The 24,257-nt window shown below is 72.1% G+C and carries 23 protein-coding genes; 12 read left to right on the forward strand and 11 right to left on the reverse strand.

Annotation, left to right across the window (positions count from 1 at the left end; genetic code table 11):
• Window positions 1–163 precede the first annotated feature (163 nt).
• Both ACF1CT_RS20175 and ACF1CT_RS20180 read right to left on the reverse strand, forming a co-directional pair.
• Window positions 164–961 carry an SDR family oxidoreductase gene (locus ACF1CT_RS20175; RefSeq protein WP_391785249.1) on the reverse strand — a complete coding sequence of 266 codons (798 nt, stop codon included), beginning with the start codon at window positions 959–961 and terminating at the stop codon, window positions 164–166.
• A 128-nt stretch (window positions 962–1,089) separates the two neighbouring features.
• Window positions 1,090–1,458, reverse strand: a complete 369-nt coding sequence (locus ACF1CT_RS20180; RefSeq protein WP_391785250.1) for an SsgA family sporulation/cell division regulator — start codon at window positions 1,456–1,458, stop codon at window positions 1,090–1,092.
• A 352-nt stretch (window positions 1,459–1,810) separates the two neighbouring features.
• Between ACF1CT_RS20180 and ACF1CT_RS20185 the strand changes: the two genes are divergently transcribed.
• The 5 genes from ACF1CT_RS20185 to ACF1CT_RS20205 all read left to right on the forward strand — a co-directional run bounded on the left by ACF1CT_RS20185 (window position 1,811) and on the right by ACF1CT_RS20205 (window position 6,459).
• Window positions 1,811–2,884: an energy-coupling factor ABC transporter permease gene (locus ACF1CT_RS20185; protein ID WP_391785251.1), complete on the forward strand. Its 1,074-nt coding sequence runs from the start codon at window positions 1,811–1,813 to the stop codon at window positions 2,882–2,884.
• A gap of 1 nt (window position 2,885) precedes the next feature.
• Window positions 2,886–3,647 carry a cobalt ECF transporter T component CbiQ gene (gene cbiQ / locus ACF1CT_RS20190; protein WP_391785252.1) on the forward strand — a complete coding sequence of 254 codons (762 nt, stop codon included), beginning with the start codon at window positions 2,886–2,888 and terminating at the stop codon, window positions 3,645–3,647.
• On the forward strand, window positions 3,644–4,414 hold the full coding sequence (locus tag ACF1CT_RS20195; protein WP_391785253.1) for an energy-coupling factor ABC transporter ATP-binding protein: 771 nt from the start codon (window positions 3,644–3,646) through the stop codon (window positions 4,412–4,414). Before cbiQ ends, ACF1CT_RS20195 begins: the two co-directional genes overlap by 4 nt.
• Window positions 4,415–4,480: 66 nt before the next feature.
• Window positions 4,481–5,644, forward strand: coding sequence for a serine hydrolase domain-containing protein (locus tag ACF1CT_RS20200; RefSeq protein WP_391785400.1), 1,164 nt, complete (start codon window positions 4,481–4,483; stop codon window positions 5,642–5,644).
• Window positions 5,641–6,459, forward strand: coding sequence for an SDR family NAD(P)-dependent oxidoreductase (locus ACF1CT_RS20205; protein WP_391785254.1), 819 nt, complete (start codon window positions 5,641–5,643; stop codon window positions 6,457–6,459). Before ACF1CT_RS20200 ends, ACF1CT_RS20205 begins: the two co-directional genes overlap by 4 nt.
• 88 nt (window positions 6,460–6,547) lie before the next feature.
• On the opposite strand, the gene ACF1CT_RS20210 is transcribed toward ACF1CT_RS20205, so the two are convergent.
• From ACF1CT_RS20210 to ACF1CT_RS20245, 8 genes are all read right to left on the reverse strand, one after another.
• The gene (locus ACF1CT_RS20210; protein WP_391785255.1) at window positions 6,548–7,414 is read right to left on the reverse strand and encodes an aminoglycoside phosphotransferase; all 867 of its coding nucleotides are present in this window, start codon (window positions 7,412–7,414) and stop codon (window positions 6,548–6,550) included.
• 161 nt (window positions 7,415–7,575) lie between these two features.
• Window positions 7,576–8,163, reverse strand: coding sequence for a hypothetical protein (locus ACF1CT_RS20215; protein ID WP_391785256.1), 588 nt, complete (start codon window positions 8,161–8,163; stop codon window positions 7,576–7,578).
• 155 nt (window positions 8,164–8,318) lie between these two features.
• Complete coding sequence (locus ACF1CT_RS20220) at window positions 8,319–9,170, reverse strand: EamA family transporter (protein WP_391785257.1); 852 nt, start codon at window positions 9,168–9,170, stop codon at window positions 8,319–8,321.
• Window positions 9,167–9,439 (reverse strand): hypothetical protein, encoded by a 273-nt coding sequence (locus ACF1CT_RS20225; protein ID WP_391785258.1) that lies wholly within the window; start codon window positions 9,437–9,439, stop codon window positions 9,167–9,169. Before ACF1CT_RS20225 ends, ACF1CT_RS20220 begins: the two co-directional genes overlap by 4 nt.
• A gap of 194 nt (window positions 9,440–9,633) precedes the next feature.
• The gene (locus ACF1CT_RS20230) at window positions 9,634–11,274 is read right to left on the reverse strand and encodes a penicillin-binding transpeptidase domain-containing protein (RefSeq protein ID WP_391785259.1); all 1,641 of its coding nucleotides are present in this window, start codon (window positions 11,272–11,274) and stop codon (window positions 9,634–9,636) included.
• A gap of 233 nt (window positions 11,275–11,507) precedes the next feature.
• Window positions 11,508–12,824 (reverse strand): hypothetical protein, encoded by a 1,317-nt coding sequence (locus ACF1CT_RS20235; protein ID WP_391785260.1) that lies wholly within the window; start codon window positions 12,822–12,824, stop codon window positions 11,508–11,510.
• A gap of 583 nt (window positions 12,825–13,407) precedes the next feature.
• Window positions 13,408–13,971, reverse strand: coding sequence for a GNAT family N-acetyltransferase (locus tag ACF1CT_RS20240; protein WP_391785401.1), 564 nt, complete (start codon window positions 13,969–13,971; stop codon window positions 13,408–13,410).
• A 229-nt stretch (window positions 13,972–14,200) separates the two neighbouring features.
• Window positions 14,201–15,967 (reverse strand): dolichyl-phosphate-mannose--protein mannosyltransferase, encoded by a 1,767-nt coding sequence (locus ACF1CT_RS20245; RefSeq protein ID WP_391785261.1) that lies wholly within the window; start codon window positions 15,965–15,967, stop codon window positions 14,201–14,203.
• Between the two features lie 80 nt (window positions 15,968–16,047).
• Between ACF1CT_RS20245 and rsmI the strand changes: the two genes are divergently transcribed.
• The 5 genes from rsmI to ACF1CT_RS20270 all read left to right on the forward strand — a co-directional run bounded on the left by rsmI (window position 16,048) and on the right by ACF1CT_RS20270 (window position 20,387).
• Window positions 16,048–16,980, forward strand: a complete 933-nt coding sequence (gene rsmI / locus ACF1CT_RS20250; protein ID WP_391785262.1) for a 16S rRNA (cytidine(1402)-2'-O)-methyltransferase — start codon at window positions 16,048–16,050, stop codon at window positions 16,978–16,980.
• Window positions 16,981–17,202: 222 nt separating this feature from the next.
• Window positions 17,203–17,592 (forward strand): hypothetical protein, encoded by a 390-nt coding sequence (locus tag ACF1CT_RS20255; RefSeq protein WP_391785263.1) that lies wholly within the window; start codon window positions 17,203–17,205, stop codon window positions 17,590–17,592.
• Window positions 17,593–17,658: 66 nt separating this feature from the next.
• On the forward strand, window positions 17,659–18,525 hold the full coding sequence (locus ACF1CT_RS20260; RefSeq protein WP_391785264.1) for a TatD family hydrolase: 867 nt from the start codon (window positions 17,659–17,661) through the stop codon (window positions 18,523–18,525).
• A 69-nt stretch (window positions 18,526–18,594) separates the two neighbouring features.
• Window positions 18,595–19,494 (forward strand): 16S rRNA (adenine(1518)-N(6)/adenine(1519)-N(6))-dimethyltransferase RsmA, encoded by a 900-nt coding sequence (rsmA, locus tag ACF1CT_RS20265; protein ID WP_391785265.1) that lies wholly within the window; start codon window positions 18,595–18,597, stop codon window positions 19,492–19,494.
• The gene (locus tag ACF1CT_RS20270; RefSeq protein ID WP_391785266.1) at window positions 19,491–20,387 is read left to right on the forward strand and encodes a 4-(cytidine 5'-diphospho)-2-C-methyl-D-erythritol kinase; all 897 of its coding nucleotides are present in this window, start codon (window positions 19,491–19,493) and stop codon (window positions 20,385–20,387) included. The genes rsmA and ACF1CT_RS20270 overlap by 4 nt, the downstream gene beginning before the upstream one ends.
• Before the next feature lie 189 nt (window positions 20,388–20,576).
• Here ACF1CT_RS20270 and ACF1CT_RS20275 read toward each other — a convergent pair whose 3' ends face one another.
• Window positions 20,577–21,311, reverse strand: coding sequence for a lipoprotein (locus ACF1CT_RS20275; RefSeq protein WP_391785267.1), 735 nt, complete (start codon window positions 21,309–21,311; stop codon window positions 20,577–20,579).
• Window positions 21,312–21,767: 456 nt separating this feature from the next.
• Here ACF1CT_RS20275 and ACF1CT_RS20280 point away from each other — a divergent pair, with 456 nt between their 5' ends.
• Both ACF1CT_RS20280 and ACF1CT_RS20285 read left to right on the forward strand, forming a co-directional pair.
• Entirely contained in the window at window positions 21,768–23,588 is a 1,821-nt protein-coding gene (locus tag ACF1CT_RS20280; RefSeq protein WP_391785268.1) for an ABC-F family ATP-binding cassette domain-containing protein, read from the forward strand.
• Between the two features lie 226 nt (window positions 23,589–23,814).
• A complete protein-coding gene (locus ACF1CT_RS20285) occupies window positions 23,815–24,012 on the forward strand; it encodes a hypothetical protein (protein WP_391785269.1) in 198 nt (65 codons plus the stop codon).
• Window positions 24,013–24,257: the final 245 nt, after the last annotated feature.

Below are 24,257 nucleotides of genomic sequence, written 5' to 3' on the forward strand. Positions count from 1 at the left end.
TCCGGGCCTGAGCCTGATCCGGGCCTGAGCCTGATCCGGGCCTGAGCCTGATCCGGGCCTGAGCCTGATCCGGGCCTGAGCCGGGTCCGATCCGACGGGAGCCCCGGCGTCGTCCGGGGCTCCCGGGGCCGTTCCGTGCTCCCCGACGGGCGCGCGACGGCCCTCAGGCGAGACCTCCGTTGCTCAGCAGGAGCTGGCCGTTGACCCAGCCGCCCTCCGCCGAGCAGAGGAACGAGACGAGGTTCGCGCAGTCCCGCGGCATGCCGAGGCGTCCCAGGGGCGTGGCGCGGATCAGGTCCGTCTTCTGTTCCTCGGACATCCACCCGGTGTCGGTCGGTCCGGGGTTGATCGCGTTGCAGGCCACCCCCCGATGGGCGAGCTCCTGGGCGGCGGCCAGCGTGATCCGGTCCATCGCCCCCTTGCTCGCCCCGTAGGGGAGGTTGCCCGCGGTGTGGTCACTGGTCAGGCTGACGACGCGCCCGCTGCCGTGCGCTCCGCGGAACCGCGTCCCGTACTCCCGGATCAGCAGCCAGGTCGCCCGCGCGTTGACCGCGAAGTGCCGGTCGAAGCTCTCCACCGTGGTGTCCAGCAGACCGGAGTCGACCGACTCCGCGTGACAGAGCACCAGCGCGGTGACATGGCCCAGCTCGCGTTCGACGCCGTCGAAGAGCCGGGCCGGTACGGCCGGGTCGCCCAGGTCCGCCTCGACCGCGAGCGTCTTCGCCCCGTGGGACGCCGCCTTCTTCCGCAACTCCTCCGGGGCGCCCGGCTCCGTGCCCCACGGCATCCGCGCGTCGTACGGCGTCCAGTAGGTGAAGGCCACGTCCCACCCGGTCCGGGCCAGGTCCACCACCACGGACGCCGCGATTCCCGCCGAACGTCCCGCCCCCGTGACCAGGGCGAGCGGACGCGCCGCCCCGTCCCCGTCCAGCGGGCCTCTTCCGTGCGCTTCGCCAGTCATGATCATCATCATGGCCTGCCGTCCTCCGCGCCGCACCGGGATTTCCCGGCGCCTTCGCGGACGCGTCCGGGAGGGGCCGCGGCCCAGGAGCGGGAGGGGCGTCTCGACGGCGGGCACCGCCCGGCGCGTCAGGGGGTCGCGTGGGCGCCGACGCCCTCGTCGTCGGCGTTGTCGCCGACGCGGGTGCGGTAGAGGAAGCGGACCAGGGGCGCGCTGTCGAACTGCACCACCTCCACGCCCTCCTCCGAATGACGTTCCACGACGAGCTGGGTCCGTCCGCACGGCCACACCCGGACACCGCCGCGCTCGGCGGGGGAGCGCAGGCCGCGCTCCAGCAGGTCGAGACCGAACGCCCATTCGATTCCGCCGGGGAAGGCGAGGTGGACCGTACGCGGGTCGGCGTCGGCGTCGTACACCAGGTCGACCGGCACGGCCGGGAGGGGGTCGGTGTCGTTGACGAGCCAGGCTTCGGCCTGTTCATGGATCACGGGGGACATGACCGACTCCTCCTGTTCATGACCTCGCCCACGAGGGGGCGGTGGGGGAGATCATTATTCCTCTTTGTCATCAAATGTCGCACATTTTCCATGCGGAGCACGTGGGGCGTCCGGTCCGTCACGGATGCCGCCGAGTGGCGCAACGGGTGAGACCTTTCCGCAGCTGTGACCCGCTCGCTCTTGCGAACGCTTCGCAACAAGGTCCTATCATTGAGCGGTTCACGACAGATTGGTCCGCGCGCCGGTTCGGTCCCGTGCGCCACGTCGGTCACAGCGCCACAACGGTCACAGCGCCACATCGGTCAACAGCACCCGTCCGCGGCAGTACAGGGCCGCAGGAAGCGGAGCCCTCATGCATGTACCCGACGGATTCATCGACGCGCCCGTCTCCGCCGTCACCGGAGTGGTCGCCGCGGGCGCGGTCGCGGTCAGCCTGCGGGGTGCCCGGAAGGAACTGGACGAGCGCACCGCACCGCTCGCCGGCCTCGTCGCCGCGTTCATCTTCGCCGTGCAGATGCTGAACTTCCCGGTCGCGGCGGGCACCAGCGGACACCTGCTGGGCGGCGCGCTCGCCGCGATCCTCGTCGGCCCGTACACCGGGGTGCTCTGCGTCTCCGTCGTCCTGCTCATGCAGGGCATCCTCTTCGCCGACGGCGGCCTCACCGCGCTCGGTGTGAACGTGCTCGACATGGGCATCACGACCACCGTCGTCGCCTACGCGATCTTCCGCGGCCTCACCGGTGTGCTGCCCCGGACCCGTCGCTCCACGACCGTCGCGTCCTTCGTCGCCGCCCTGGTCTCCGTACCGGCCGCGGCCTGCGTCTTCACCCTGCTCTACTGGATCGGCGGCACCACCGACATCCCGATCGGCAAGGTCTTCACCGCCATGGTCGGGGTCCACGTCCTGATCGGCATCGGCGAGGCCCTGATCACCGCGCTCACGGTCGGCGCCGTCCTCGCCGTCCGCCCCGACCTCGTGCACGGCGCCCGCGGCCTCGCCGCCCCGCTCAAGCTGCGGGTCGACGGCGAACTCGTCGACGCCCCGGCCCGGCAGCCCGCCCCGGCCCCGGCCGCCGCCCGTTCCACCCGCGGTTTCTGGGCCGTCGGCCTGGTCACCGCCCTCGTCCTGGCGGGCTTCGTCTCCTTCTACGCCTCCGCCTCCCCCGACGGCCTGGAGAAGGTCGCCGCCGACCAGGGCATCGACAAGAAGACCGAGGAACACGCCTCCAAGGACTCCCCGCTCGCCGACTACGGCGTCAAGGACATCTCCGACGCCCGGCTCTCCGGCGGACTCGCCGGAGTGATCGGCGTCGGCGTCACCGTCGTGGTGGGCAGCGGCGTCTTCTACGTGCTCCGCCGCCGTCGTACCCAGGACACCGGGGCCGGCACCCCCGCCGACGCCCCGCGCGCCGGCGAAAGCGTCTGACATGGGCGCCGGGCACGCGCACCTGCTCCACCGGCCGGGGAACTCGCCGGTCCACACCCTGCCTCCGCACTGCAAGCTCGCCGCGGCCTTCTGCTTCGTCGTGGTCGTCGTCTCGACACCCCGCGAGGCGGTGTGGGCGTTCGCGCTGTACGCCGTCCTGCTCGCCGCCGTCGCCGCCACGGCCCGCGTCCCGGCCGGCCTGCTGCTCAAGCGCCTGCTGATCGAGGTGCCGTTCGTCGCGTTCGCGCTGCTGATGCCGTTCGTGGTGCCCGGCGAACAGACCCACGTCCTCGGCCTCTCCGTCAGCGTCCCCGGCCTCTGGGGCGCCTGGAACGTCCTCGCCAAGGGCACCCTCGGCGTCGCCGCGTCCGTACTCCTGGCAACCACCACCGAACTGCGCGCACTGCTGCTCGGCCTGCAACGGCTCAGGCTGCCGCCGCTGCTCGTCCAGATCGCCTCCTTCATGATCCGGTACGGAGACGTGATCACCGACGAGATGCGCCGGATGTCGATCGCCCGCCGCTCCCGGGGCTTCGAGGCGCGCGGAGTACGTCAGTGGGGCGTTCTCGCCAAGTCGGCGGGCGCCCTCTTCATCCGGTCCTACGAGCGCGGCGAGCGCGTCCACCTCGCCATGGTCAGCCGCGGCTACACCGGCTCCATGCCCGTCATCGACGAGGTGACGGCGTCCCGCACCCAGTGGGCGTACGCCTCGGCACTCCCCGTTCTCGCCCTCGTCGTGTGTCTGCTGGGATGGACCGTATGAACACCCCCACCGCGTCCGCGCCGTCCCTGGAGGTCAACGGCCTCGCCTACGCCTACCCCGACGGCCACCAGGCCCTGTTCGGGGTGGACCTCACGGTCGGCCGCGGCGAACGCGTCGCCCTGCTCGGCCCGAACGGGGCGGGCAAGACCACCCTCGTCCTCCACCTCAACGGCATCCTCGACGCCGGCGCGGGCACCGTCCGCGTCGCCGGTCTCCCGGTCGGGAAACGCAACCTCGCCGAGATCCGCCGCCGCGTCGGCATCGTCTTCCAGGACCCCGACGACCAGCTCTTCATGCCCACCGTCCGCGAGGACGTGGCGTTCGGCCCCGCCTCCTCGGGGCTGCGCGGCCCCGAACTGGAGGAGCGCGTCACCGAGGCACTGAAACAGGTCGGCATGGAGGGATACGGGGACCGGCCGCCCCACCACCTCTCCTTCGGCCAGCGCCGCCGCGTCGCCGTCGCCACCGTCCTCGCCATGCGGCCGGAGATCCTGGTCCTGGACGAACCGTCCTCCAACCTGGACCCGGCCTCCCGGCGCGAACTCGCCGACATCCTGCGGTCCCTGGACGTCACCGTGCTCATGGTCACCCACGACCTGCCGTACGCCCTGGAACTCTGCCCGCGCGCGGTCGTCCTGAGCGACGGCGTCATCGCCGCCGACGACCGCACCCAGGACCTGCTCTGCGACGAGGAACTCATGCGCGCCCACCGCCTGGAACTGCCCTTCGGCTTCGACCCGCGCTCCGTCACCGTCGACAACACGTGACCCGGCCCCCGCCCCACCCGCACGGCGATGCACCATGGGGGGATGAGCGGGAGCGCGGGAGCAGGCGTGGACGTACGGGGCACGGTGGCGGCCGGATTCGAACCGGTCCGGGACGCGTTCGTCCGTAACTTCGAGCAGCGCGGCGAACGCGGCGCCGCCGTCACGGTCTACCGGGACGGCCGCAAGGTCGTCGACCTGTGGGCCGGTACGAGAGACGTCGACGGGACCGAACCCTGGGCCGTGGACACCGTCCAGATCGTCCGTTCCGCGGGCAAGGGCATCGCCGCCGCCGTACCGCTGATGCTGCACCAGCGAGGCCAGCTGGACCTCGACGCCCCGGTCGGCACCTACTGGCCGGAGTTCAAGGCGGCGGGGAAGGAACGCGTCCTCGTCCGCCACCTCCTCGCCCACCGGGCCGGAATCCCCGCCCTCGACTGCCCGCTGACGCCCTCCGAGGCGGCCGACGGGATCTCCGGGCCGCAGGCCGTCGCCGCCCAGCGCCCCCAGTGGGAGCCCGGAACCGACCACGGCTACCACGCCCAGACCTACAGCTTCCTCGTCGGCGAACTGGTCCGCAGGGTCACCGGCCGCACCATCGGCCGCTGGATCGCCGAGGAGATCGCCCGCCCGCTCGGCCTGGACTTCTGGTTCGGCCTCCCGGACGAGGAGGCCCACCGGGTGGGCCGGATCGGACCCGTCGAACCCCCGGCAGGACCCGGCAACGGCGGCGCCCTGCGGGTACGCCCCAAACGGTCCGTCGCCGAGGCGTACCGCGACCCGGGGTCCCTCACCCGCCGCGCCTTCGGAGCCATCGACCCGCTGCCCGACGAGAACGACCCCGGCTACCGGGCCGCCGAACTCCCCGCCTCCAACGGCATCGCCACCGCCCGCGCCCTGGCCCGCTGCTACGCCGCGATGATCGGCCCGGTCGACGGGCACCGCCTGTTCGCCCCCGCCACCCTCACCCTCGCCCGCACCGAGGAATCGGCGGGCCCGGACCGGGTCCTGGTCGTCAACACCCGCTTCGGACTCGGCCACATGCTGCACGGACCGGCCGCCCCGCTGCTCGCGCCCGGCTCCTTCGGGCATCCCGGCCGGGGCGGCTCGCTCGGCTTCGCCGATCCCGAATCGGGCATCGCGCTCGGCTATGTGACGAATGGTCTCCAGAAGGGAGTTACCGCCGATCCCCGTGCCCAGGCACTGGTCAGGGCAGTACGGTCGGCCCCATGACTCCTACCCCTGCCGCGTGTTCACGGCTCGACGGATACGGCGTACTCATCACCGGCGCGGGCCGGGGCATCGGCGCGGCCATCGCCCGCCGACTCGCCGCGGAGGGCGCCCGGGTCCTGGTCACCGACCTGGTCGGCGAACGGGCCGAGCGCACCGCCACCGCGATACGCGAGACCGGGGCGACGGCCGAGCCGCTGATCTGCGACGTGGGCGACCGGGCGTCCGTCGAGGCCGCGGTCGCGCACGCCGTCGCCACGTTCGGCGCGCTCGACGTGCTGGTGAACAACGCGTTCGCGGACTCCCCCGACGTCCCGCTCTTCGAGGACAGCATCGACGAGGACTGGCAGCGCGACCTGGACATCACGCTCACCGGCGCCTACCGGTGCTCCCGCGCCGCCCTCCCGCACCTGGTGGCCTCCGGCCGGGGCGCCATCGTGAACATCGGCTCGGTCAACGGCGAACAGGACTTCGGCAATCACGGCTACAGCGCGGCCAAGGCCGGCATGGGCGGCCTGACCCGCACCCTCGCGGGCCACGCCGGACCGCGCGGCGTACGCGTCAACATGATCGCCCCCGGCACGATCCGCACGGACAACTGGGCGGGCGAGGACGCGGCACTGGACCGGGTGAGCGGCATCTACCCGCTCGGCCGGGTCGGCGAGCCGGACGACGTCGCCGCCGCCGTGGCCTTCCTCGCCTCCCCCGACGCGTCCTGGATCACCGGAACGACCCTCCGGGTCGACGGCGGCCTCACCGCCACCAACTACGGCTTCCAGAAGCTCATTTCGGGGGCCTGGCAGGGAGACGGGCAGTGACGGTCCGGGGAACGGCGGGGCGTCGCGAGCCCGCCCCTCTCCTGCTCCCCGGGTCGTAACGGCCGGAGCGGGGCCGCCCCGACGGCCGTCAGCGGCCCAGCCGGTACGCGGCCCAGCGGTCCGCCGAGCCCCGCAAGCGGTGCGTCCAGTCGTTGGGGTGTTCCTCCTCGGTGGACCGCCAGTAGCGCTGAAGGGCGACGGCGGCGACGTCCAGTTCGCGGGCGGAGGCGGTGGACCAGGCGGGCACCTTCGCGGCCCACTGCTCGGCCTCGTACGGGCCGTGTCCGGCGAAGCCGAGCCACACCACCCAGCACGCCGGGTCGATCCATGCGGCGCCCCGGGTGGCCCACGCCCAGTCGACGACATGGACGCCGCCCCGGCCGTCCCGGGCAGAGCCGTCCGCCGTGGGCCGGTCGATCACGGGCCGGTCGGCCACCGAACTGTCGGCGATGCGCACATTGGTGTGGAACCAGTCGGTGTGCAGCAGCACCGTACCGGCGAGCAGCGCCGCGTCGGCGGGGTCGTCGAGCAGGCCGCCGAAACGTTCCGCGGCGTCCTCCACCTCGACGCCCGGGCACGGAATCCGCCCGAGCGCCGTCATGGCCTCGACGACCAGGGGAAGATCGGCGGAACCCGGCGCGTAGTCGGCGCTGCGGCCGGGAACGTACTCGAAGCCGAGCAGGTCCCAGTCGGCGGTCGTGGCGCGCCACAGCAGCTTCGGCGTGACCGGGGCGACGTACGGATTCACCGCCGCCTCGCGCGCCTGCGTCCACACCAGCGGCTGATCCCGCCGCACCCCCTTGACGAAGCACCGGCCCGCGGCGGTGTCCAGGACGGCGACGAACTGACTGCTGAACCCCTGCCCGACCGGCTCGACCCGTCCGACCGGGCCCGTCCGCTCGCGCACCGCCACACGGACCTCGTCGGGGAGTTCGTCCCAGCTCGTCTTCGGCATGGCGCGGAGTATAGGTGGCGCGTGACGGGGGACGACGGGTTCACTCCGAGGCGCGGTGCCGGGTGGTCCGGCGGCGCCCGCCCGGTCCCGCACGGCACGATGCCCGCCCGGCCGCGTCGGGCGGCGGGACGGGCATCGGCCGTCGGCGTGTGTGCGGCCGGTCAGCCGTTGGCGACGGGCCTGTCGTTCTCCGTCCGGCGCCACAGCCGGTCGGAGCTCGGCTGCGCGATGTTCAGGTAGAGGGTGTCCCAACTGCCGTCGTTGTACCGGTTCAGGCTGAGCGCCAGGTCCTTGTTCACCATCGGGCGGTACATCCACCAGCCGGTGTAGGCGTCACCGGCCTTCTCCGGGTACAGGCTCCACTTCTGGAGCCGCGAGCCGTCGCAGGTCCGCACGACGACCGTGGTTCCGCGCTGGGGCGTCGCGGCGCCGGGCTGGAGACACTTGTTCGCGGCCTCGTTGCGCAGCGTGGCGGTGTAGGTGTTGGGGGCGTCCGCCTGCCAGGCGGAGAGGTCGATCTCCCACCGCTCGGTGCTGTACTTCCACGCCGGGTCGCGCAGGGTGATGCCGGTGGCGCCCTCGGCGGTGCTGTTGTTGAGCAGGGCCAGACGGCTCCCGTCCATCTTGTTGATCAGGTCCTGGTTCGGGGTGGGCGCGGCGGAGGCCGGTGTCTGACCGGCCGCGGCGAGACCGGCAACGGCCAGGACGGCGGCGGCGAGAACCCGGGCGGGGTGGTGACGCTTGGGCATGGCGGTGTCCTTCTCGGTGCGGGGGAGTTCTTCGGACCGGGGGGTGCGCGAACGCGAGCCCTGGGCATCCAAACAGCCCCGACCCCCGCCGAAACGATCAGACAGGGCGGGAGACACCCCGTTTCACCCCATCGGATGCCGTTTTCGCCACCCGTTCAACTCGTGTGCAGCATCAGTCCGATGCCGACGACCATCAGCCCCGCCGCCGCGATGCGCGGAGCGCCGAACCGTTCCTTGAAGAACACGGTTCCCATGGCCGCGCCGACGATGATCGACGATTCCCGGAGGGCTGCGATCGGGGCCAGGGCCGTCCGGGTCTGCGCCCACAGGACGAGGCCGTACGCGATCACCGAGAGGGCCGCCCCCAGCAGCCCCAGCGCGGCGAACGGGCGCAACTGGGCGACCAGTTCGCCCCGACGCCGGTAGAGGGCGTAGGCCGGGACGGCCAGCCCCTCCAGGATCATCAGCCAGGCGATGTAGCCGAGCGGGGTCCCCGAGGCCCGCACCCCCACCCCGTCGACGGTGGTGTACGAGGCGATGGCCAGGCCGGTCGCGACGGCGGCCAGCAGCGCGGGCCAGTCCGGACGCCCGCCGGACCCCCGGATGCCCCAGAGCGCCAGCCCCACGAGTCCCGCCGAGGCCACCGCGACCCCCGCCGTGGCCCAGCCGTCGGGCCGCTCGCCCACGAAGACGGCGGCGAGGACGGTCACCACCAGCGGGGCCGTGCCCCGGGCGATCGGGTACATCTGGCCGAAGTCGCCCAGGGTGAACGACCGCATCAGCAACAGCATGTACACCACGTGCAGCACGGCCGAGACCACGAGGTACGGCCAGGCCCCGGCGGCCGGGAACGGGACGAAGCAGGCCGCCACCGCGCTGATCAGCAGCGCGCCCCCGGAGATCAGGGTGAGGGAGACGAGCTTGTCCTCGATCGCGTTGGCGAGGGCGTTCCAGCTCGCGTGCGTGACCGCGGCGACGAGTACGGCGAGGGCGACCAGCGGCGTCACGCGGAACGCTCGCGCACGTCCACAGTGGTGCCGTCGGCCCGCCCGATCAGCGGCTCGGGGCCGAGCGGGAAGACCGTGCGAGGGGTGCCCGCCACCGCCCGCACCACGTCACGGCCGAACAGTCCCCGGCCGGCCGGCCCCCGGGTCCTCGTCCGCGTCCGCCGTATTTCGACGTCGATGCCCAACTCCCGGAGGGGTTCGGTGAATCGGGGACGGGTCCCGGACGGGGTGGCTGCGGTGGTGCCGGGGGCGGCGTCAGGGATGCTCATGCTCCGCACGCTACCGAAGGCGGTGCGTTCCCCACGCCGAGGGGCGGCGGCACGTTCCCGGCCGCTGCCGCCCGCCCCTCCCGTGCTGTCATCGGCCCGTGCGGTGTCACGAACCTCGTGGTGTCAGGAGCCCGCGCGCTGCTACGAGCCCGCGTGGTGTCAGGAGACCGCGCGGCGTCATGAACCTCGTGGTGTCAGGAGCCCGCGCGGAGCACCGCCGCCACCACCGGGCCCGCCGCGTCGCCGCCGTGGCCGCCGGCCTGGACGACCGCCGCGGCGGCCAGGTCGTTGCTGAATCCGGTGAACCAACTGTTCGACGTGGCCTGGCCGTCCACCTCGGCCGAGCCGGTCTTGGCGCCCTTGTCGCCGCCGACCGAGGCCATCGCCGCCCTGCCGGTACCCCAGCTCGCGGTCTGCCGCATCATGTTGGTGAGCTGCTGGGAGACGGACCGGGGAAGCGACCGGGCGGCGGTGGCGATGGGCCTGCCGTCGAGGTCCGGGTCGACGATGATCGGCTGACGGAAGGTGCCGGTGCGCGCGGTTGCGGTGACGGACGCCATGTTGAGCGCGTTCATCTGGACCGTGCCCTGGCCGATGTACTGGGCGGCGGCCTCGCCCCCGACGGCCTCCGGGACCTTGCCGTCGACGGTCAGCACACCGGTCTGCCAGTTCAGCCCGATGCCGAAGACGTCACGCGCCTCCTTGGCGAGTGCCGAGTCGTCGTCCACGTCGTCGATCTGCTTGATGAAGGCGGTGTTGCAGGACCGGGCGAAGCTGGTGGTCAGGGTCCCGTCGGGGATGGAGAAGCCGTCGAGGTTCTTGAAGGTGCGCCCCATGTACATCACGGTGGGCGGGCACTCGATCTTCTGGTTCGCCGAGGCGAAGCCCTTCTCGATCAGCATCGCCGCCGTCACGATCTTCATCGTCGAGCCGGGGGCCTGCTTGCCCTGGAACGCGGTGTTGAAGCCGGTGGCCGGGTTGTTGGCGACCGCGCGGATCGCGCCCGTGGACGGTTTGACCGCGACCACGGACGCCTGGCTGAACTTCTTCACCGCCGTCTCGGCCGCCGCCTGGGCGTCCGCGTCCAGTGTGGTCCGCAGCTTGCCGGGCTTGCCCTTGCTCAGGACGAGCAGACTCTTGTCCGGGCTGCCCGCGTCCGCGCTCTCGATCACGGTCTCGATGCCCGCGCTGCCGCCCGCCTTCTGCCCGTACTTCTCGCGCAGGGCGTCCAGGATCGTGCCCAGGGACGGGTACTTCTCCTTGGTGAGCACCTTGCCGTTGTGGTCGACGGCCTCGATCGACGGCGTCGACGCCTCGCCCGTCCGCAGCTTCGTGCCGGGCTTCAGCTCCGGGTGGATCACCGTGGGGGCCCAGTCGACCAGCGGCCTGCCCGTGGTCAGGCCGCGCACCACGGTCAGTGCGGAGGAGTACGACCAGGGCTTGGACGTGCCCTCGAACGACACCGTCGCCTTCACCGTGTAGGGCACCTTCGCGCCGACCGCGAGGCCCGGAGTGATCACCGCCTCGGTGACGTGGGCCTCCTCCTGATACCCGGCGAGGGCCGGTTCGGCCTCGGCCGCGTTGTTCGTGAGCTGCGAGGCGACGGAGGCCTCGCCCTTCGCCCAGGCGTCGAGGAACTTCTTCGACACGTCGGCGATCTCGGCCTCGGTGACCGGGCCCGTCTTCACCTCGGCGGAGGCGGACGTGGTTCCCGTGTCGCCACCGCCGCCGCCGTCCTTGAGCGCGCCCAGGATGTTGTACGCCCCGTAGCCCACCCCGCCGACCACGACCGCGAACACCCCGCCGACTATCGCGACCTTCGCTCCACTGCGCATGTCTTGCAGTCCCCTCCCCAGGAGTCCCTCTTGAACATGTTCAAACGAATGCCGCTGGGCACACTACGGGACCCCGGTGACAGCCGGGCCCGTCGTTATCGGAACGGGATGTGTGTGGTCTGAACACATGAGGTGAGTCCGGATCGACGCCCGGCCGTCCCGGAACGACGCCCGGGAGGCCCGTGGTCGTCGACCACGGGCCTCCCCGTTACCGCTCGTGGCGCTCCGCGGGGTCAGATGCCGCCCGCGGCCCTGCGGCGACGGGCGGCGAACACCGCTCCGGCGCCGAGCGCGACCGTGGCGACGCTCGCGAGCGCGAGCGGCGCCGTCGCGGAGGACGTACCCGTCGCGGCGAGGCCGCCGTCCGTACCGGTCCCGGTTCCGGTGGCCGCCGTCCGTACCGTCTGCTCGGAGGCGCCGCCCTGCGCCGAGGGGCCCGTACCCGTGTTCGTGCCGGGCTTCGTGGTCTGCGGCCGCTCGTCGTCGTCCTTGCCGGGCAGGCCGGGCTCGGCCTCGTCGGTGCCGGGCTTGCTGCCCGCGGGCAGCAGCTCGAAGTCGTAGCGCTTCATCGGGCCCAGGACGCACGGGTTGTACGCGTCGGAGGCGTCGCCGGCGAACAGGGCGAAGGCGTCGCCCTTCTTGGCCGCGGGGTCGACCCGCATCCGGAACTTCACATCACTGTGCTCGCCCGGCTTCATGGTGTCGATGTGCGCGATGTGCTCGGACCCGTAGCCGCTGAGGGCCTGCCACTGCGAGCCGTTGGACCATTCCACCTTCAAGGGCCCCTCGGTCTTGCTGCCTTGCTGGACCGCGTGGAAGAACACCAGGGGGTCCACGGCCAGAGTGCGCCCGGTCCCGTTGGTCACCCGCAGGGTGAAGTCGACGGTGGTTCCGACGACGACCTGGGACGGCAGTCCCACCAGGTGCGAGGTCAACCCGGTCTCCCTGACGCACTCCTTGGCGATGGCGAGTGCCTTATCGGCGGCCTCCTTGGCCTTGAGCGCCTTCGCGGGCGCGTCCTGGACCAGGCTGTACTTGCGGACCGCCGCGACCCTGGCGTCGATCCACGCGGCGGAGGCCGCCTCGGCCGCGGTGTCGGCCTCCTTCTTGGCCCCGACCGCCTTCGTCAGCTCCGCCTCGGCGACATCGAGGGCCCGCTGAGCCTCGGCCTTCTCGGCGTCGCCCTGGGCGGCTTCGAGCGTGGCCCCGGCGTCCGCGACGGCCTTCTCGGCCGCCTCCTTGGTGCCGGCCGCCTCCTTGGCCGCCTTGTCCGCGGCGGCGGTGGCCGCCTTCAGCGGATGCGTGTCGGAGTCCAGGGCGGCAAAGGCGGCCATGAGCTCCTTGTACCCCTCCTCCTTGGCGACGACGGCGCCCTCGTGCGCCTTCTTCGCCTCGGCGGCGGCCTTCACCAGCTCCTCGTACGTGGGCCGGTCCTGTGACCGCGCCGCGGCGGGTCCGGTGGCGGCGAATGCCGGAGCGGTGGCGAACAACGCGACCGGAGCGGACACCGCGACGACGGCTGCGACGGCAAGGGAACGGCAAAGTCTCACGTGGTTCCTTTTCTGACCGGAGAATAGAGGAACGGGCGCTCCGATGTGTGTGTGAGCAGGCCCGAACGGCGCCGATTTTATAGCTCGGCCAGAGAATGACCCGCTGCTTTTTCCGTCCTGCGGTTCCGCGCAGGGGGCGCGTGAGCAGATAAAAGGGGCAAATAAGGATGGTTGTTCGGAAGGTTTGCATTCTTCTGTGACTCATGTCACCGCGGTGTCGACGGTTTCTCCGTGTCCGCGCCGCGCTCTGCCGCCTCCGGGCCCGTCTGACCAGGATGCTTCGTCCGAGGTGAGGGGGCGGGTGCTGACGGTCCACGACGGCCGGGGCGTCTGCTTACGTCGCCGGGACGGGTCCGGGTCCGCCTCCCGTGCAGTGCGTGGGAATGGCCGTGGCGCGATTATCACTGTACGGAGCGAAATGCCGGGTGGTACGGAGTGTGATCCCGGGATTTCGCGTCGCGGGAATTTCTTGCCCCTTGCCCGTGCGGCGGGAAATGCGCGCGGTGCGCGGTGCCCTCCGGTACCGATTTGCGCTGATCGATTGTTCGGTACCGATTTATTTCTGCTGTTTGCTCGGTGCCGTTCACTTCGATCGATTGCTCGGTACCGTTTCACTTCGGTCGATTTCGGGGATTGCCGCTCGGGGCACCGCCCATGGGGTCGTCCGACCCAGATCGAGCACCATCACGTCGTGAACGTCCGCACCCTCCCACGGATGTGCCTCGCCGACCGTCCGATACCCCCACGCCCGGTACGCAGCCCGCGCCGACGTGTTGTCCTGGTGGACGTTGAGCAGCACGCGTTCGGCCTCGGTGCCGGAGAGCAGGGTCCGGTGCAGCCGGCCTGCGATGCCCCGACCGCGCCACCGTCCACGCACGGCGATCTCCATGAGGCCGAAGGTCCGGTGCCCGTCCTCACGACTCATGTCGTCGGGCACCGGCCGGGTGAGCTGGTTCCACCATTCCGTGTCGGGCCCGAGCGGGCAGCCGTACGCCATACCGACCGGCTCGCCCTCCCCGGTGCGGGCAAGGGCACCGACGAATGAAGGTCTACGGGTCTGCGAGCGGAAGCGCCGGAACGCGGCCGCGATGTCGTCCGCGGTCTCGTTGTAGGGCGGCTCAGCGAACGCCTCGGCGTAGACCAGCATGAAAGCGTCCTCGGCCCGCGCGGTGGCCGGCCCGTCCAGGCGTTCGACGGCGATGGTTTCCTTCTGGGTCACGCGGTATCTCCTCGGACGGTCTCACGGATGTGCTCGCCGCACTCGCGACCGTCGTGCTCGAAAGACGCTCGGGGCGATGCCGTGGGCTCACGTGGCCTCGCCCCTTCCACCTTCTTCCTCCCGCCGCGGTGAAGACGCCGGGCGGCGATCTTCGCCCTCAGATCCAGGTGTCCAGCCACATCCGTTCGCGCCAGGAGTCGTCCGGGATCGGGCTGCCGGTGTAGATCGGCCAGAAGTAGATGAAGTTCCAGACGATCAGCAGGACCAGGACGCCCGCGGCGACCGCCCCGAGCGTGCGTCTGCGTTCGCCGGACGGGTCGCCGGTCATCAGGCCGATCTCCCGGGCCGGTCCCGTACCGGCCGCCGGGCCCAGCATCGCGCCGATCATCATCGTCACCGCCAGGCACAGGAACGGCACGAACACCACCGCGTAGAAGAGGAAGATCGTTCGCTCCTGGTACAGGAACCAGGGCAGCCAGCCCGCCGCGACGCCGCAGGCGATCGCACCGGCCCGCCAGTCGCGCCGGAAGATCCACCGCCACAGCACGTACACCAGGGCGAAGCACGCCGCCCACCACAGCAGCGGCGTCCCGATGGCCAGCACCTCGCGGGAGCACTTGCCGGTCGCCGAGGCCGCACAACCCGGCTCTTCCGCCCAGAAGTACGAGACCGGCCTGCCGAGCACGATCCAGCTCCACGGGTTGGACTGGTACGTGTGGCCGGAGGTCAGGTTCACGTGGAACTCGTAGACCTGGTACTCGTAGTGCCACAGACTGCGCAGCCAGTCCGGCAGCCAGGTCCAGTTGCCGCCCCTGCCGTCGCCCTCGGCCCAGTCGCGGTAGTAGCCGCGGTCGGTGACGATCCAGCCGGTCCAGGAGACGAGGTAGGTGCCGATCGCGACCGGGACCGTCGAGACGAAGGCCGGCAGCAGGTCCCGCCTGAGCACCGCCGCGTACGGGCGGACCGCGCCCGCCGTGCGCCGCGCGCCCACGTCCCACAGCACCGTCATCAGGCCGAAGCCGACCAGGATGTACAGGCCGTTCCACTTGGTGGCGAAGGCCAGCCCCAGCATCAGGCCGGCGACCAGCCGCCACGGGCGCAGACCGAGCCGCAGGTGCTCCGCGACCTCGGCGTCCGGGCGCATTACGCCCTCCTCGTCCACCGGCAGTGCGGCGGCGAGCCTGCGCCGTGCCCAGTCGCGGTCGATCAGCAGCGCGCCGAACGCCGCCACCACGAAGAACATCAGCACCAGGTCGAGCAGCGCGGTGCGGCTCATCACGAAGTGCAGGCCGTCGAAGGCCAGCAGTGTGCCCGCCAGACACCCCAGGAACGTCGAACGGAACAGCCGCCGCCCGATCCGGCACAGCATCAGCACCGACAGCGTGCCGAGGACCGCGACCATGAATCGCCAGCCGAACGGTGTGAAGCCGAAGAGCTGCTCACCGAAGCCGATGATCCACTTGCCGACCGGCGGATGCACCACATAGCCCGGGTCCGCCGGGACGGGCACCTGTGACGGGTCGGCGAGGATCAGCTTGTCGACGTCCTTGGGCCAGTTGCCCTCGTAGCCCTGGTTGACCAGGGCCCAGGAGTCCTTGGCGTAGTAGGTCTCGTCGAATATCAGCGCGTGCGGGCTGCCCAGCTTCCAGAACCGCAGCACCCCGGCGACCAGCGCCACCAGCAGCGGACCGCCCCACGCGGACCAGCGCACCAGACGGTCGGCCGTCCTCGGGGACATTCCGAGCACCGCCCACAGCTGGGGGCCGGGCCGGGTGTACGGCGGGACCAGCCGCTCGCGCAGCCCGATCCCGGGCTGTGGCACATGGCCGAAGCGGCGCAGCCGCCGCTGCCATGCGGGCGGCTCTTCGCCGTGCGGATTCCCGGCGTCTTGGCCCGGCCGGGCCTCGGGCGCAGTACTCGTCACCGCGCCATCGTAGGGAACGCGTCTGTGCGGGCGCTGTCGCCGGTGCTGCGAGGATGACTCATGTGACTGGAACGACTGGAATGACTGGAACGCTGGTACTCGCGGGAACCCCCATCGGTGACGTGGCGGACGCCCCGCCGCGCCTCGCCGCCGAACTGGGGTCGGCCGACGTCGTCGCCGCCGAGGACACCCGACGGCTGCGCCGCCTGACCCAGGCGCTCGGCGTCCACACCACGGGGCGTGTCGTCTCCTACTTCGAGGGCAACGAGTCGGCCCGTACCCCCGAACTCGTCGAGGCCCTGACCGGCGGCGCCCGCGTGCTGCTGGTCACGGACGCCGGGATGCCGTCCGTCTCCGACCCCGGCTACCGGCTCGTCGCCGCGGCCGTGGAGCAGGGCATCCGGGTGACCGCGGTGCCCGGCCCGTCCGCGGTGCTCACCGCGCTCGCCCTGTCCGCGCTGCCCGTCGACCGGTTCTGCTTCGAGGGTTTCCTGCCGCGCAAGGCCGGGGAGCGGCTCGGCAGGCTCCGGGAGGTCGCCGACGAGCGTCGCACCATGGTGTTCTTCGAGGCCCCGCACCGGCTCGACGACACCCTCGCGGCGATGGCCGAGGTCTTCGGCGCCGACCGCCGGGCGGCCGTGTGCCGGGAGCTGACCAAGACGTACGAAGAGGTGAAGCGCGGCCCGCTGGGCGAGCTGGCGGCCTGGGCGGCGGAAGGCGTGCGCGGCGAGATCACCGTCGTCGTCGAGGGCGCCCCCGACACCGGTCCCGAGGAACTCGACGCCGAGGAACTGGTGCGCAGGGTGCGGGTGCGCGAGGAGGCGGGTGAACGACGCAAGGAGGCGATCGCGGCCGTCGCCGCGGCGGCGGGACTGCCCAAGCGCGAGGTCTTCGACGCGGTCGTGGAGGCGAAGAACGCGGCGAAGGGTGCAGGGAAGGGCGCGGCGAAGGGGGCAGGCAAGGGCGCGGCGGAGGATGCGGAGAAGGGCGGGGCGCGGAACGGCTCCGCGTGAACGGCTCCGCGTATCGCTCGGCGCTGTGGACCAGCCCCGCGTAAAGCAAAGGACTATCGTAAAAGAAGGAAAGCGCAAGCCGCGTACAGGGCCTTTCTGCCACGAGAAGGCCAAAAACGCTCCAACACTCGACAGGGCCTGGTGCGCTCCCGCCGGTGCGGGCGTCCACTGGTTCGGGGACGCACTCTCAGGGGTGATTGTCCGGCGGACAAAGGAGCAGGCATGAGTGAGATCGCAGCAACCACCGTGCACGAGGCGTATGCCTTCGCCTGCATGAGGTGCGGATACGGTTGGGAACAGGCGTACGAGATAGAGCATCACGTCGACGGTTCCCACAACCCCTTCATCATCTACAAGGCGGACGGGGAACAGGTGCCCTCCCCCCTTTCCAGGCCCACCTGCACGAACTGCGGCGGCCATGTGGTCCGGATCATGCGGGCCGGCCGGGTGTCGACCGTTCAGCAGCTCCTCCGCCACGCCCAGCCGACCCCGTCGGCGGCCGGGAACGCCGACCCCGGTGAGGACGGGGTCGTTGCCGCGACCGCCGCGTCCACAGGTGCGGAGCGCCACTGGCACCTGTCCGATCTGCTGCACCCCTTCCACCGCAAGTAGCGCCCCCGCCCGGTCGCGGCCCGGCCCCGCACGGGCACCCGGCGCCGTCCTCGTACGATCGTCGGCATGAGCCGTACCGAAGCCCCGCCGCTGCCCGAACCCCTCCGGGTACCGGTCGCCGATTCGCACACCCATCTGGACATGCAGGACGGGACCGTCGAGGAGAGCCTGGCCAGGGCCGCCGCGGTCAACGTGACCACCGTGGTCCAGGTGGGCTGCGACATCGCCGGTTCGCGGTGGGCCGCCGAGACCGCCGCCGCGCACCCGAACGTGCACGCGACGGTCGCCCTCCACCCCAACGAGGCACCGCGCATCGTGCACGGAGATCCGGTCGGCCGGTCGCGCCAGGGGGTACGGGAGGGCGGCGGCACCGCCGCGCTGCACGAGGCGCTCGCCGAGATCGACGCACTCGCCGCACTCGACCACGTACGCGGAGTCGGCGAGACCGGACTCGACTACTTCCGTACCGGCCCGGAGGGCATGGCGGCCCAGGAGGAGTCGTTCCGGGCCCACATCGAGATCGCCAAACGGCACGGCAAGGCGCTCGTCATCCACGACCGCGAGGCCCACACGGACGTGCTGCGCATTCTCGCGGACGCGGGCGCGCCGGAGCGGACGGTGTTCCACTGCTACTCCGGAGATGCCGACATGGCCAGGATCTGCGCGGACGCCGGATACTTCATGTCCTTCGCCGGCAACGTCACCTTCAAGAACGCCCAGCCGCTGCGCGACGCGCTGGCGGTCGCCCCGACGGAGCTGGTCCTTGTCGAGACGGACGCGCCGTTCCTGACCCCCGCCCCCTACCGCGGGCGGCCCAACGCGCCCTACCTCGTCCCGGTCACGCTGCGGGCCATGGCGGAGGTGAAGGGCCTCGACGAGGACACCCTGGCGGCGGCCGTCGCCGACAACACCGCGCGCGCCTTCGACTACTGACGGACGCCGGTGACCGCTGACGGACGCCGCTCGTCGGGCACGCGCCGCGAAGCGCTTTACGCTTACCGGGTGAGCACCACTGAGCCCGATGCCCTCCTGGGCCCCGCAGACATCCGCGAGCTGGCCGCCGCGCTGGGCGTACGCCCGACGAAGCAGCGCGGCCAGAACTTCGTCATCGACGCCAACACGGTCCGCCGGATCGTGCGCACGGCGGAGGTCGGCCCGGACGACGTCGTCGTCGAGGTCGGCCCGGGGCTCGGCTCGCTGACCCTGGCGCTGCTGGAGGCGGCGGACCGGGTCGTCGCCGTCGAGATCGACGACGTGCTGGCGGCGGCCCTGCCGGGCACGATCGCCGCCCGGGTGCCGGAGCGCGCCGACCGGTTCGCGCTGGTGCACTCCGACGCGATGCTGGTCCGGGAGCTGCCGGGCCCGGCACCGACCGCGCTTGTCGCGAACCTGCCGTACAACGTCGCGGTGCCGGTGCTGCTGACCATGCTGGAGCGGTTCCCGTCCATCGAGCGGACCCTCGTGATGGTTCAGGCCGAGGTCGCCGACCGGCTGGCCGCCCGGCCCGGCAACAAGGTCTACGGCGTGCCGTCGGTGAAGGCCAACTGGTACGCGGACGTCAAGCGCGCCGGGTCGATCGGCCGCAACGTCTTCTGGCCCGCCCCGAACGTCGACTCCGGCCTGGTCTCGCTGGTCCGGCGCGCCGAACCGGTCTCGACCGGAGCGAGCCGGACCGAGGTCTTCGCGGTCGTCGACGCGGCCTTCGCCCAGCGCCGCAAGACGCTGCGGGCGGCCCTGTCCGGCTGGGCGGGCTCCGCGTCCGCCGCCGAGGCGGCCCTGGTCGCGGCCGGGATCTCGCCGCAGGCACGCGGCGAGGCACTGACGGTCGAGGAGTTCGCCGCCATCGCCGAGCACAAGCCCGGCCGGTCGGCCGGGAACCCTGCCTCCGGGAGCGCCGAGTGAGCGTCACCGTCCGTGTACCCGCCAAGGTCAACGTCCAGCTCGCCGTCGGCGCCCCGCGCCCCGACGGCTTCCACGACCTCGCCAACGTCTTCCTGGCCGTCGGTCTCTACGACGAGGTCACCGCCACCCCCTCCGACCGGCTGCGCGTCACCTGTACCGGGCCGGACGCGGCGAAGGTCCCGCTGGACGCGACGAACCTCGCCGCCCGCGCCGCGATCGCCCTCGCCGAACGGCACGGCATCGCGCCCGACGTGCACCTCCACATCACCAAGGACATCCCCGTCGCGGGCGGCATGGCGGGCGGCAGCGCCGACGGCGCCGCCGCGCTGCTCGCCTGCGACACCCTCTGGTCCACCGGCGCCGACCGGGACGAACTCCTCGCCATCTGCGCCGAGCTCGGCAGCGATGTCCCGTTCAGCCTGGTCGGCGGCGCGGCGCTCGGCGTCGGCCGGGGCGAGCGGCTGACCCCCGTCGAGGTCGGTGGCACCTTCCACTGGGTCTTCGCGGTCGCCGACGGAGGGCTCTCCACCCCGGCCGTCTACGGCGAGTTCGACCGGCTCACCGCCGGCACCGACATCCCGGCCCCCGCCGCGTCCCCCGCGCTCATGGACGCACTGCGGTCCGGTGATGCCACCGCCCTCGCGGGCGCCCTGGGCAACGACCTCCAGCCCGCCGCGCTCTCCCTGCGCCCCGCACTCGCCGACACGCTCGCCGCGGGCACCGCGGCCGGTGCGCTGGCCGCCCTGGTCTCGGGCTCCGGACCGACCACCGCGTTCCTGGCGGCGGACGAGGAGTCGGCGCGGAAGGTGGCCGAGGCGCTGCTCGCCTCGGGGACGTGCCGTGACGCCCGGCCGGCGGTGTCCCCGGCACCGGGCGCCACCGTGCTGGCCTGACCCGGACTCGGATGTGGACCCGGGCGCCGGGCGTCACCCTGCCGGCCCGACCCGGATTTGGCCCCCGGGCGCCACTGTGCCGACCCGACCCGACCCGACCCGGCCCCGGACCGGGGCATGTCCCGCCCGGACCGGGGCACGGCGCATGCGGCCCGGACCGGGTGCGGCCCCCGGGTTCACGGCGGGCCGTCAGCCCAGGCGCAGGCTCTTCCTCGCCAGCTCGTACGCCGGAAGCATCGCCTCGTGCTCCTTCGTGTCCAGCCCGCCCAGGTGGATCACGACCGGCCCGTCCGGGGTGGAGACGGCGAAGGCCCGTTCCTTCTTCGGCTCGTCCAGAAGCTCGCTGACGACCGTGTAACCGACCTCGGTCGCGGGCTGGTCACCGGCCGTGCCCTCGGTGTACGTGACCTTCTCGGCCCCGCGCTCCTCGGCCATGAACGCCTCCAGGACCCGGCGCGGTGTGCGGTCGGACTTCTCGCCCTTCCAGACCCGCAGGAACCCGATGTGCCCGGCAGGCTTCGCGTCGATCTCGCAGACCATGGTGATCCCGCCCTGCACGCCCAGCGCGGCGCCGAGCTCGGAGCCCGGATCGACGTCGACGGCCTTCGGCTTCCAGGACGCCGCGAGGTCGAAGGTGACGGGCAGCCTGCACGCCGCACCGGAACCGCCGACCGTGCCGCCCTTCGCGGCGACCTTCCCGGCCGTCCCCGTCCCCGTTCCCGCCGCTGCCCCCGTCCTCTCGGCCCGCTCACCGGACAGCTTCGCGCTCCCGGCCCCGTCACCCGACGACCCCGTCCCGGCGTCCCCCGATTCCGACGAGCAGCCCGTCAGCACGGCCGCCGCGAGCACCGTCCCGGCCACCGCCCGCCGCCACGGTCTTCGGACGGCATTCCGTACAGTGCCGCGCCCGATCGAGTTCCTCATGAGTTCCCCTGCCCCTGAGAGCCTGTCGTGTGACCTCTGACCGGGCGGTCACGTCCGGGCACGCACGTTTCCGGCGTTGCCGGCATGACCGAGCAGCTCCGCGCTACCGGGCCGTCCCGGCGCCCTGGAACCGCACGCACCATGCCACGTCCGCTTTCCGGCCGAAGGCCATCCGACAGGCTCTGAGCGTCCGGTCGCCTTCCGACCGAGATCACCGCCGTTCACCGACTGTAGTGGCAGCGGCAGGCGGCGACGCGGACCTCCCGGCCCTCGACCCCGCGGACCGGACGGTGCTCGTCAGCGATCCGTCGGGACCGGAAGCGGAACACCTGAATTCCGTCCCGGGGCAAGGTGTTGATCCGTCCGGGGTGAGCAGGGAGGCGAGGGCACGCGGACGGCGTACCGCCCCGGCCCCGTACCCTGGGAAGCCGAACGAGTCCCCGGGGCAGGAGCGAAATGGCCGTCAATCTGATCAATGTCGAGCAGGTCAGCAAGGTGTACGGCACCCGTGCCCTGCTCGACGGGGTGTCCCTCGGGGTGTCCGAGGGGGACCGGATCGGTGTCGTGGGCCGCAACGGCGACGGCAAGACGACCCTCATCCGGATGCTCGCCAGGCTGGAGGACGCGGATAGCGGACGCGTCACCCACAGTGGCGGGCTGCGCCTGGGCGTCCTCACCCAGCACGACTCGCTCGACCCGCGGGCGACCATCCGCCACGAGGTGATCGGCGACCTCGCCGACCACGAATGGGCGGGCAGCGCCAAGATCCGCGACGTGCTCACCGGCCTCTTCGGCGGGCTCGCCCTGCCCGGCTTCGAGCACGGCCTGGACACCGTCATCGCCCCGCTCTCCGGCGGCGAGCGGCGCCGCATCGCACTGGCCAAGCTGCTCATCGCCGAACAGGACCTGATCGTCCTCGACGAGCCCACCAACCACCTCGACGTCGAGGGCATCTCCTGGCTCGCCGGGCATCTGCGGGCCCGCCGCTCGGCGCTCGTCTGCGTCACCCACGACCGGTGGTTCCTCGACCAGGTCTGCACCCGCATGTGGGACGTCCAGCGCGGCACCGTCCACGAGTACGAGGGCGGCTACAGCGACTATGTCTTCGCCCGGGCGGAACGGGAGCGGATCGCCGCGACCGAGGAGACCAAGCGGCAGAACCTGATGCGCAAGGAACTGGCCTGGCTGCGCCGCGGCGCCCCCGCCCGCACGTCCAAGCCGCGCTACCGCATCGAGGCGGCCAACGAGCTCATCGCCGACGTCCCGCCGCCGCGCGACACCAGCGAACTGATGAAGTTCGCCAGCGCCCGGCTCGGCAAGACCGTCTTCGACATGGAGGACGTGACCGTCCGGGCGGGCACCAAGACCTTGCTCGAACATCTCACCTGGCAGCTCGGCCCCGGTGACCGGATCGGTCTGGTCGGGGTCAACGGCGCGGGCAAGACCTCGCTGCTGCGGGCCCTCGCCGAGGCGGCCCGCACGGAGGGCGAGGCCCAGCCCGCCGCCGGGCGGATCGTCGTCGGCAAGACCGTCCGGCTTGCCTACCTCTCCCAGGAGGTCCGCGAACTCGACCCGGACCTGCGGGTGCTGGAGGCCGTGCAGCAGGTACGGGACCGGGTCGACCTGGGCAAGGGCCGGGAGATGACCGCCGGGCAGCTCTGCGAGAAGTTCGGGTTCACCAAGGAGAAGCAGTGGACTCCGGTCGGCGACCTCTCGGGCGGTGAGCGACGGCGGCTCCAGATCCTGCGCCTGCTGATGGACGAGCCGAACGTCCTCTTCCTCGACGAGCCCACCAACGACCTCGACATCGAGACCCTTACCCAGCTGGAGGACCTCCTCGACGGCTGGCCCGGGTCGATGATCGTGATCTCGCACGACCGGTTCTTCGTCGAGCGCACCACGGACCGGGTGATGGCCCTGCTCGGCGACCGCGCGCTGCGGATGCTGCCGCGCGGCATCGACGAGTACCTTGAGCGCAGGCAGCGGATGGAGGAGTCCGCGACCCCCTCCGCCGCCGCCCCGGTGCAGGCCGGTGAGCAGGCCGCCCCGGCCGCGGCGCTCTCCCCGCAGGCGGCCCGCGCGGCGAAGAAGGAACTGCAGAAGGTGGAGCGGCAGCTCGACAAGGTGTCGACGCGCGAGACCGCGCTGCACGCCCAGATCGCGGAACACGCCACCGATTTCGAGAAGGTGGCCAAGCTCGACGCCGAACTGCGGGAACTCGTCGCGGAGCGCGACGAGTTGGAGATGCGCTGGCTGGAACTGGCCGAGGACGCCTGACCGTCGTAGCCGTCGCACGTCCCACGGGCGAGACCTCTCGGGTCCCTCGGGTCCTGGGCGCCCGCCCGCGCGACCACCCGCCGGACCGTACGGTGCGCCGCCCACGCCGCCCGGCCGGTACCCCGGCCCGTACGGTCCGGCACCGGCCGGGCCCTGCCGATGCGGGTGGAGGACGGACGGCTGCTGATGTGCCCGACCGCGGCGAAGGGCAGGGGCGGGCGGCATCATGTCCCTCCCGACGGGCGGCGGAACGCCGCGGACGGTGCTCCGGCACCCGGTGGCCGCGGTCGCGGTCGAGCGGGGCTTCCTCGATTCAGGGGTCGCCCACCGGGACGGACACAGCCTCCTCGTGCGCGCGAGGATCAGTGGTATCGACGACCCGGAGGAGATGTCCGTGAAGTCGATGGCGGGCTTCGGGAACTGACGGTCCGGAACATGACCGGCCGGTGACGAGGGAGGCGACCGGGGCGTCGTCCGAGGCGTAACGGGGGCATCACAGGGCGGTTCTCCCTTGGGAACAGGGAGCGGACCGACCCGGTGGCCGAGGTGTTGAGGGTGGTACAAAGAAGCCCCGCTCGACTGTCGTAACACCGCGGGATCCATGCCCGATTCGCTCCTTTCCGTGGAGTTCAGGGGGTCTTGTCGGACTCTTTGTGCGCCCCGGAATCG

Source organism: Streptomyces sp. NPDC014734, from assembly GCF_043083325.1.
Taxonomy (GTDB): Bacteria; Actinomycetota; Actinomycetes; order Streptomycetales; family Streptomycetaceae; genus Streptomyces.

Excerpts from the sequence above, each read along its gene's own strand:
- ACF1CT_RS20175 (WP_391785249.1), bottom strand. The coding sequence starts at position 961 with ATGACTGGCGAAGCGCACGGAAGAGGCCCGCTGGACGGGGACGGGGCG.
- ACF1CT_RS20180 (WP_391785250.1), bottom strand. The coding sequence starts at position 1,458 with ATGTCCCCCGTGATCCATGAACAGGCCGAAGCCTGGCTCGTCAACGAC.
- ACF1CT_RS20185 (WP_391785251.1), top strand. The coding sequence starts at position 1,811 with ATGCATGTACCCGACGGATTCATCGACGCGCCCGTCTCCGCCGTCACC.
- cbiQ (WP_391785252.1), top strand. The coding sequence starts at position 2,886 with ATGGGCGCCGGGCACGCGCACCTGCTCCACCGGCCGGGGAACTCGCCG.
- ACF1CT_RS20195 (WP_391785253.1), top strand. The coding sequence starts at position 3,644 with ATGAACACCCCCACCGCGTCCGCGCCGTCCCTGGAGGTCAACGGCCTC.
- ACF1CT_RS20205 (WP_391785254.1), top strand. The coding sequence starts at position 5,641 with ATGACTCCTACCCCTGCCGCGTGTTCACGGCTCGACGGATACGGCGTA.
- ACF1CT_RS20210 (WP_391785255.1), bottom strand. The coding sequence starts at position 7,414 with ATGCCGAAGACGAGCTGGGACGAACTCCCCGACGAGGTCCGTGTGGCG.
- ACF1CT_RS20215 (WP_391785256.1), bottom strand. The coding sequence starts at position 8,163 with ATGCCCAAGCGTCACCACCCCGCCCGGGTTCTCGCCGCCGCCGTCCTG.
- ACF1CT_RS20225 (WP_391785258.1), bottom strand. The coding sequence starts at position 9,439 with ATGAGCATCCCTGACGCCGCCCCCGGCACCACCGCAGCCACCCCGTCC.
- ACF1CT_RS20230 (WP_391785259.1), bottom strand. The coding sequence starts at position 11,274 with ATGCGCAGTGGAGCGAAGGTCGCGATAGTCGGCGGGGTGTTCGCGGTC.
- ACF1CT_RS20240 (WP_391785401.1), bottom strand. The coding sequence starts at position 13,971 with ATGCTGGTCTACGCCGAGGCGTTCGCTGAGCCGCCCTACAACGAGACC.
- rsmI (WP_391785262.1), top strand. The coding sequence starts at position 16,048 with ATGACTGGAACGCTGGTACTCGCGGGAACCCCCATCGGTGACGTGGCG.
- ACF1CT_RS20255 (WP_391785263.1), top strand. The coding sequence starts at position 17,203 with ATGAGTGAGATCGCAGCAACCACCGTGCACGAGGCGTATGCCTTCGCC.
- ACF1CT_RS20260 (WP_391785264.1), top strand. The coding sequence starts at position 17,659 with ATGAGCCGTACCGAAGCCCCGCCGCTGCCCGAACCCCTCCGGGTACCG.
- ACF1CT_RS20275 (WP_391785267.1), bottom strand. The coding sequence starts at position 21,311 with ATGAGGAACTCGATCGGGCGCGGCACTGTACGGAATGCCGTCCGAAGA.
- ACF1CT_RS20280 (WP_391785268.1), top strand. The coding sequence starts at position 21,768 with ATGGCCGTCAATCTGATCAATGTCGAGCAGGTCAGCAAGGTGTACGGC.
- ACF1CT_RS20285 (WP_391785269.1), top strand. The coding sequence starts at position 23,815 with ATGTCCCTCCCGACGGGCGGCGGAACGCCGCGGACGGTGCTCCGGCAC.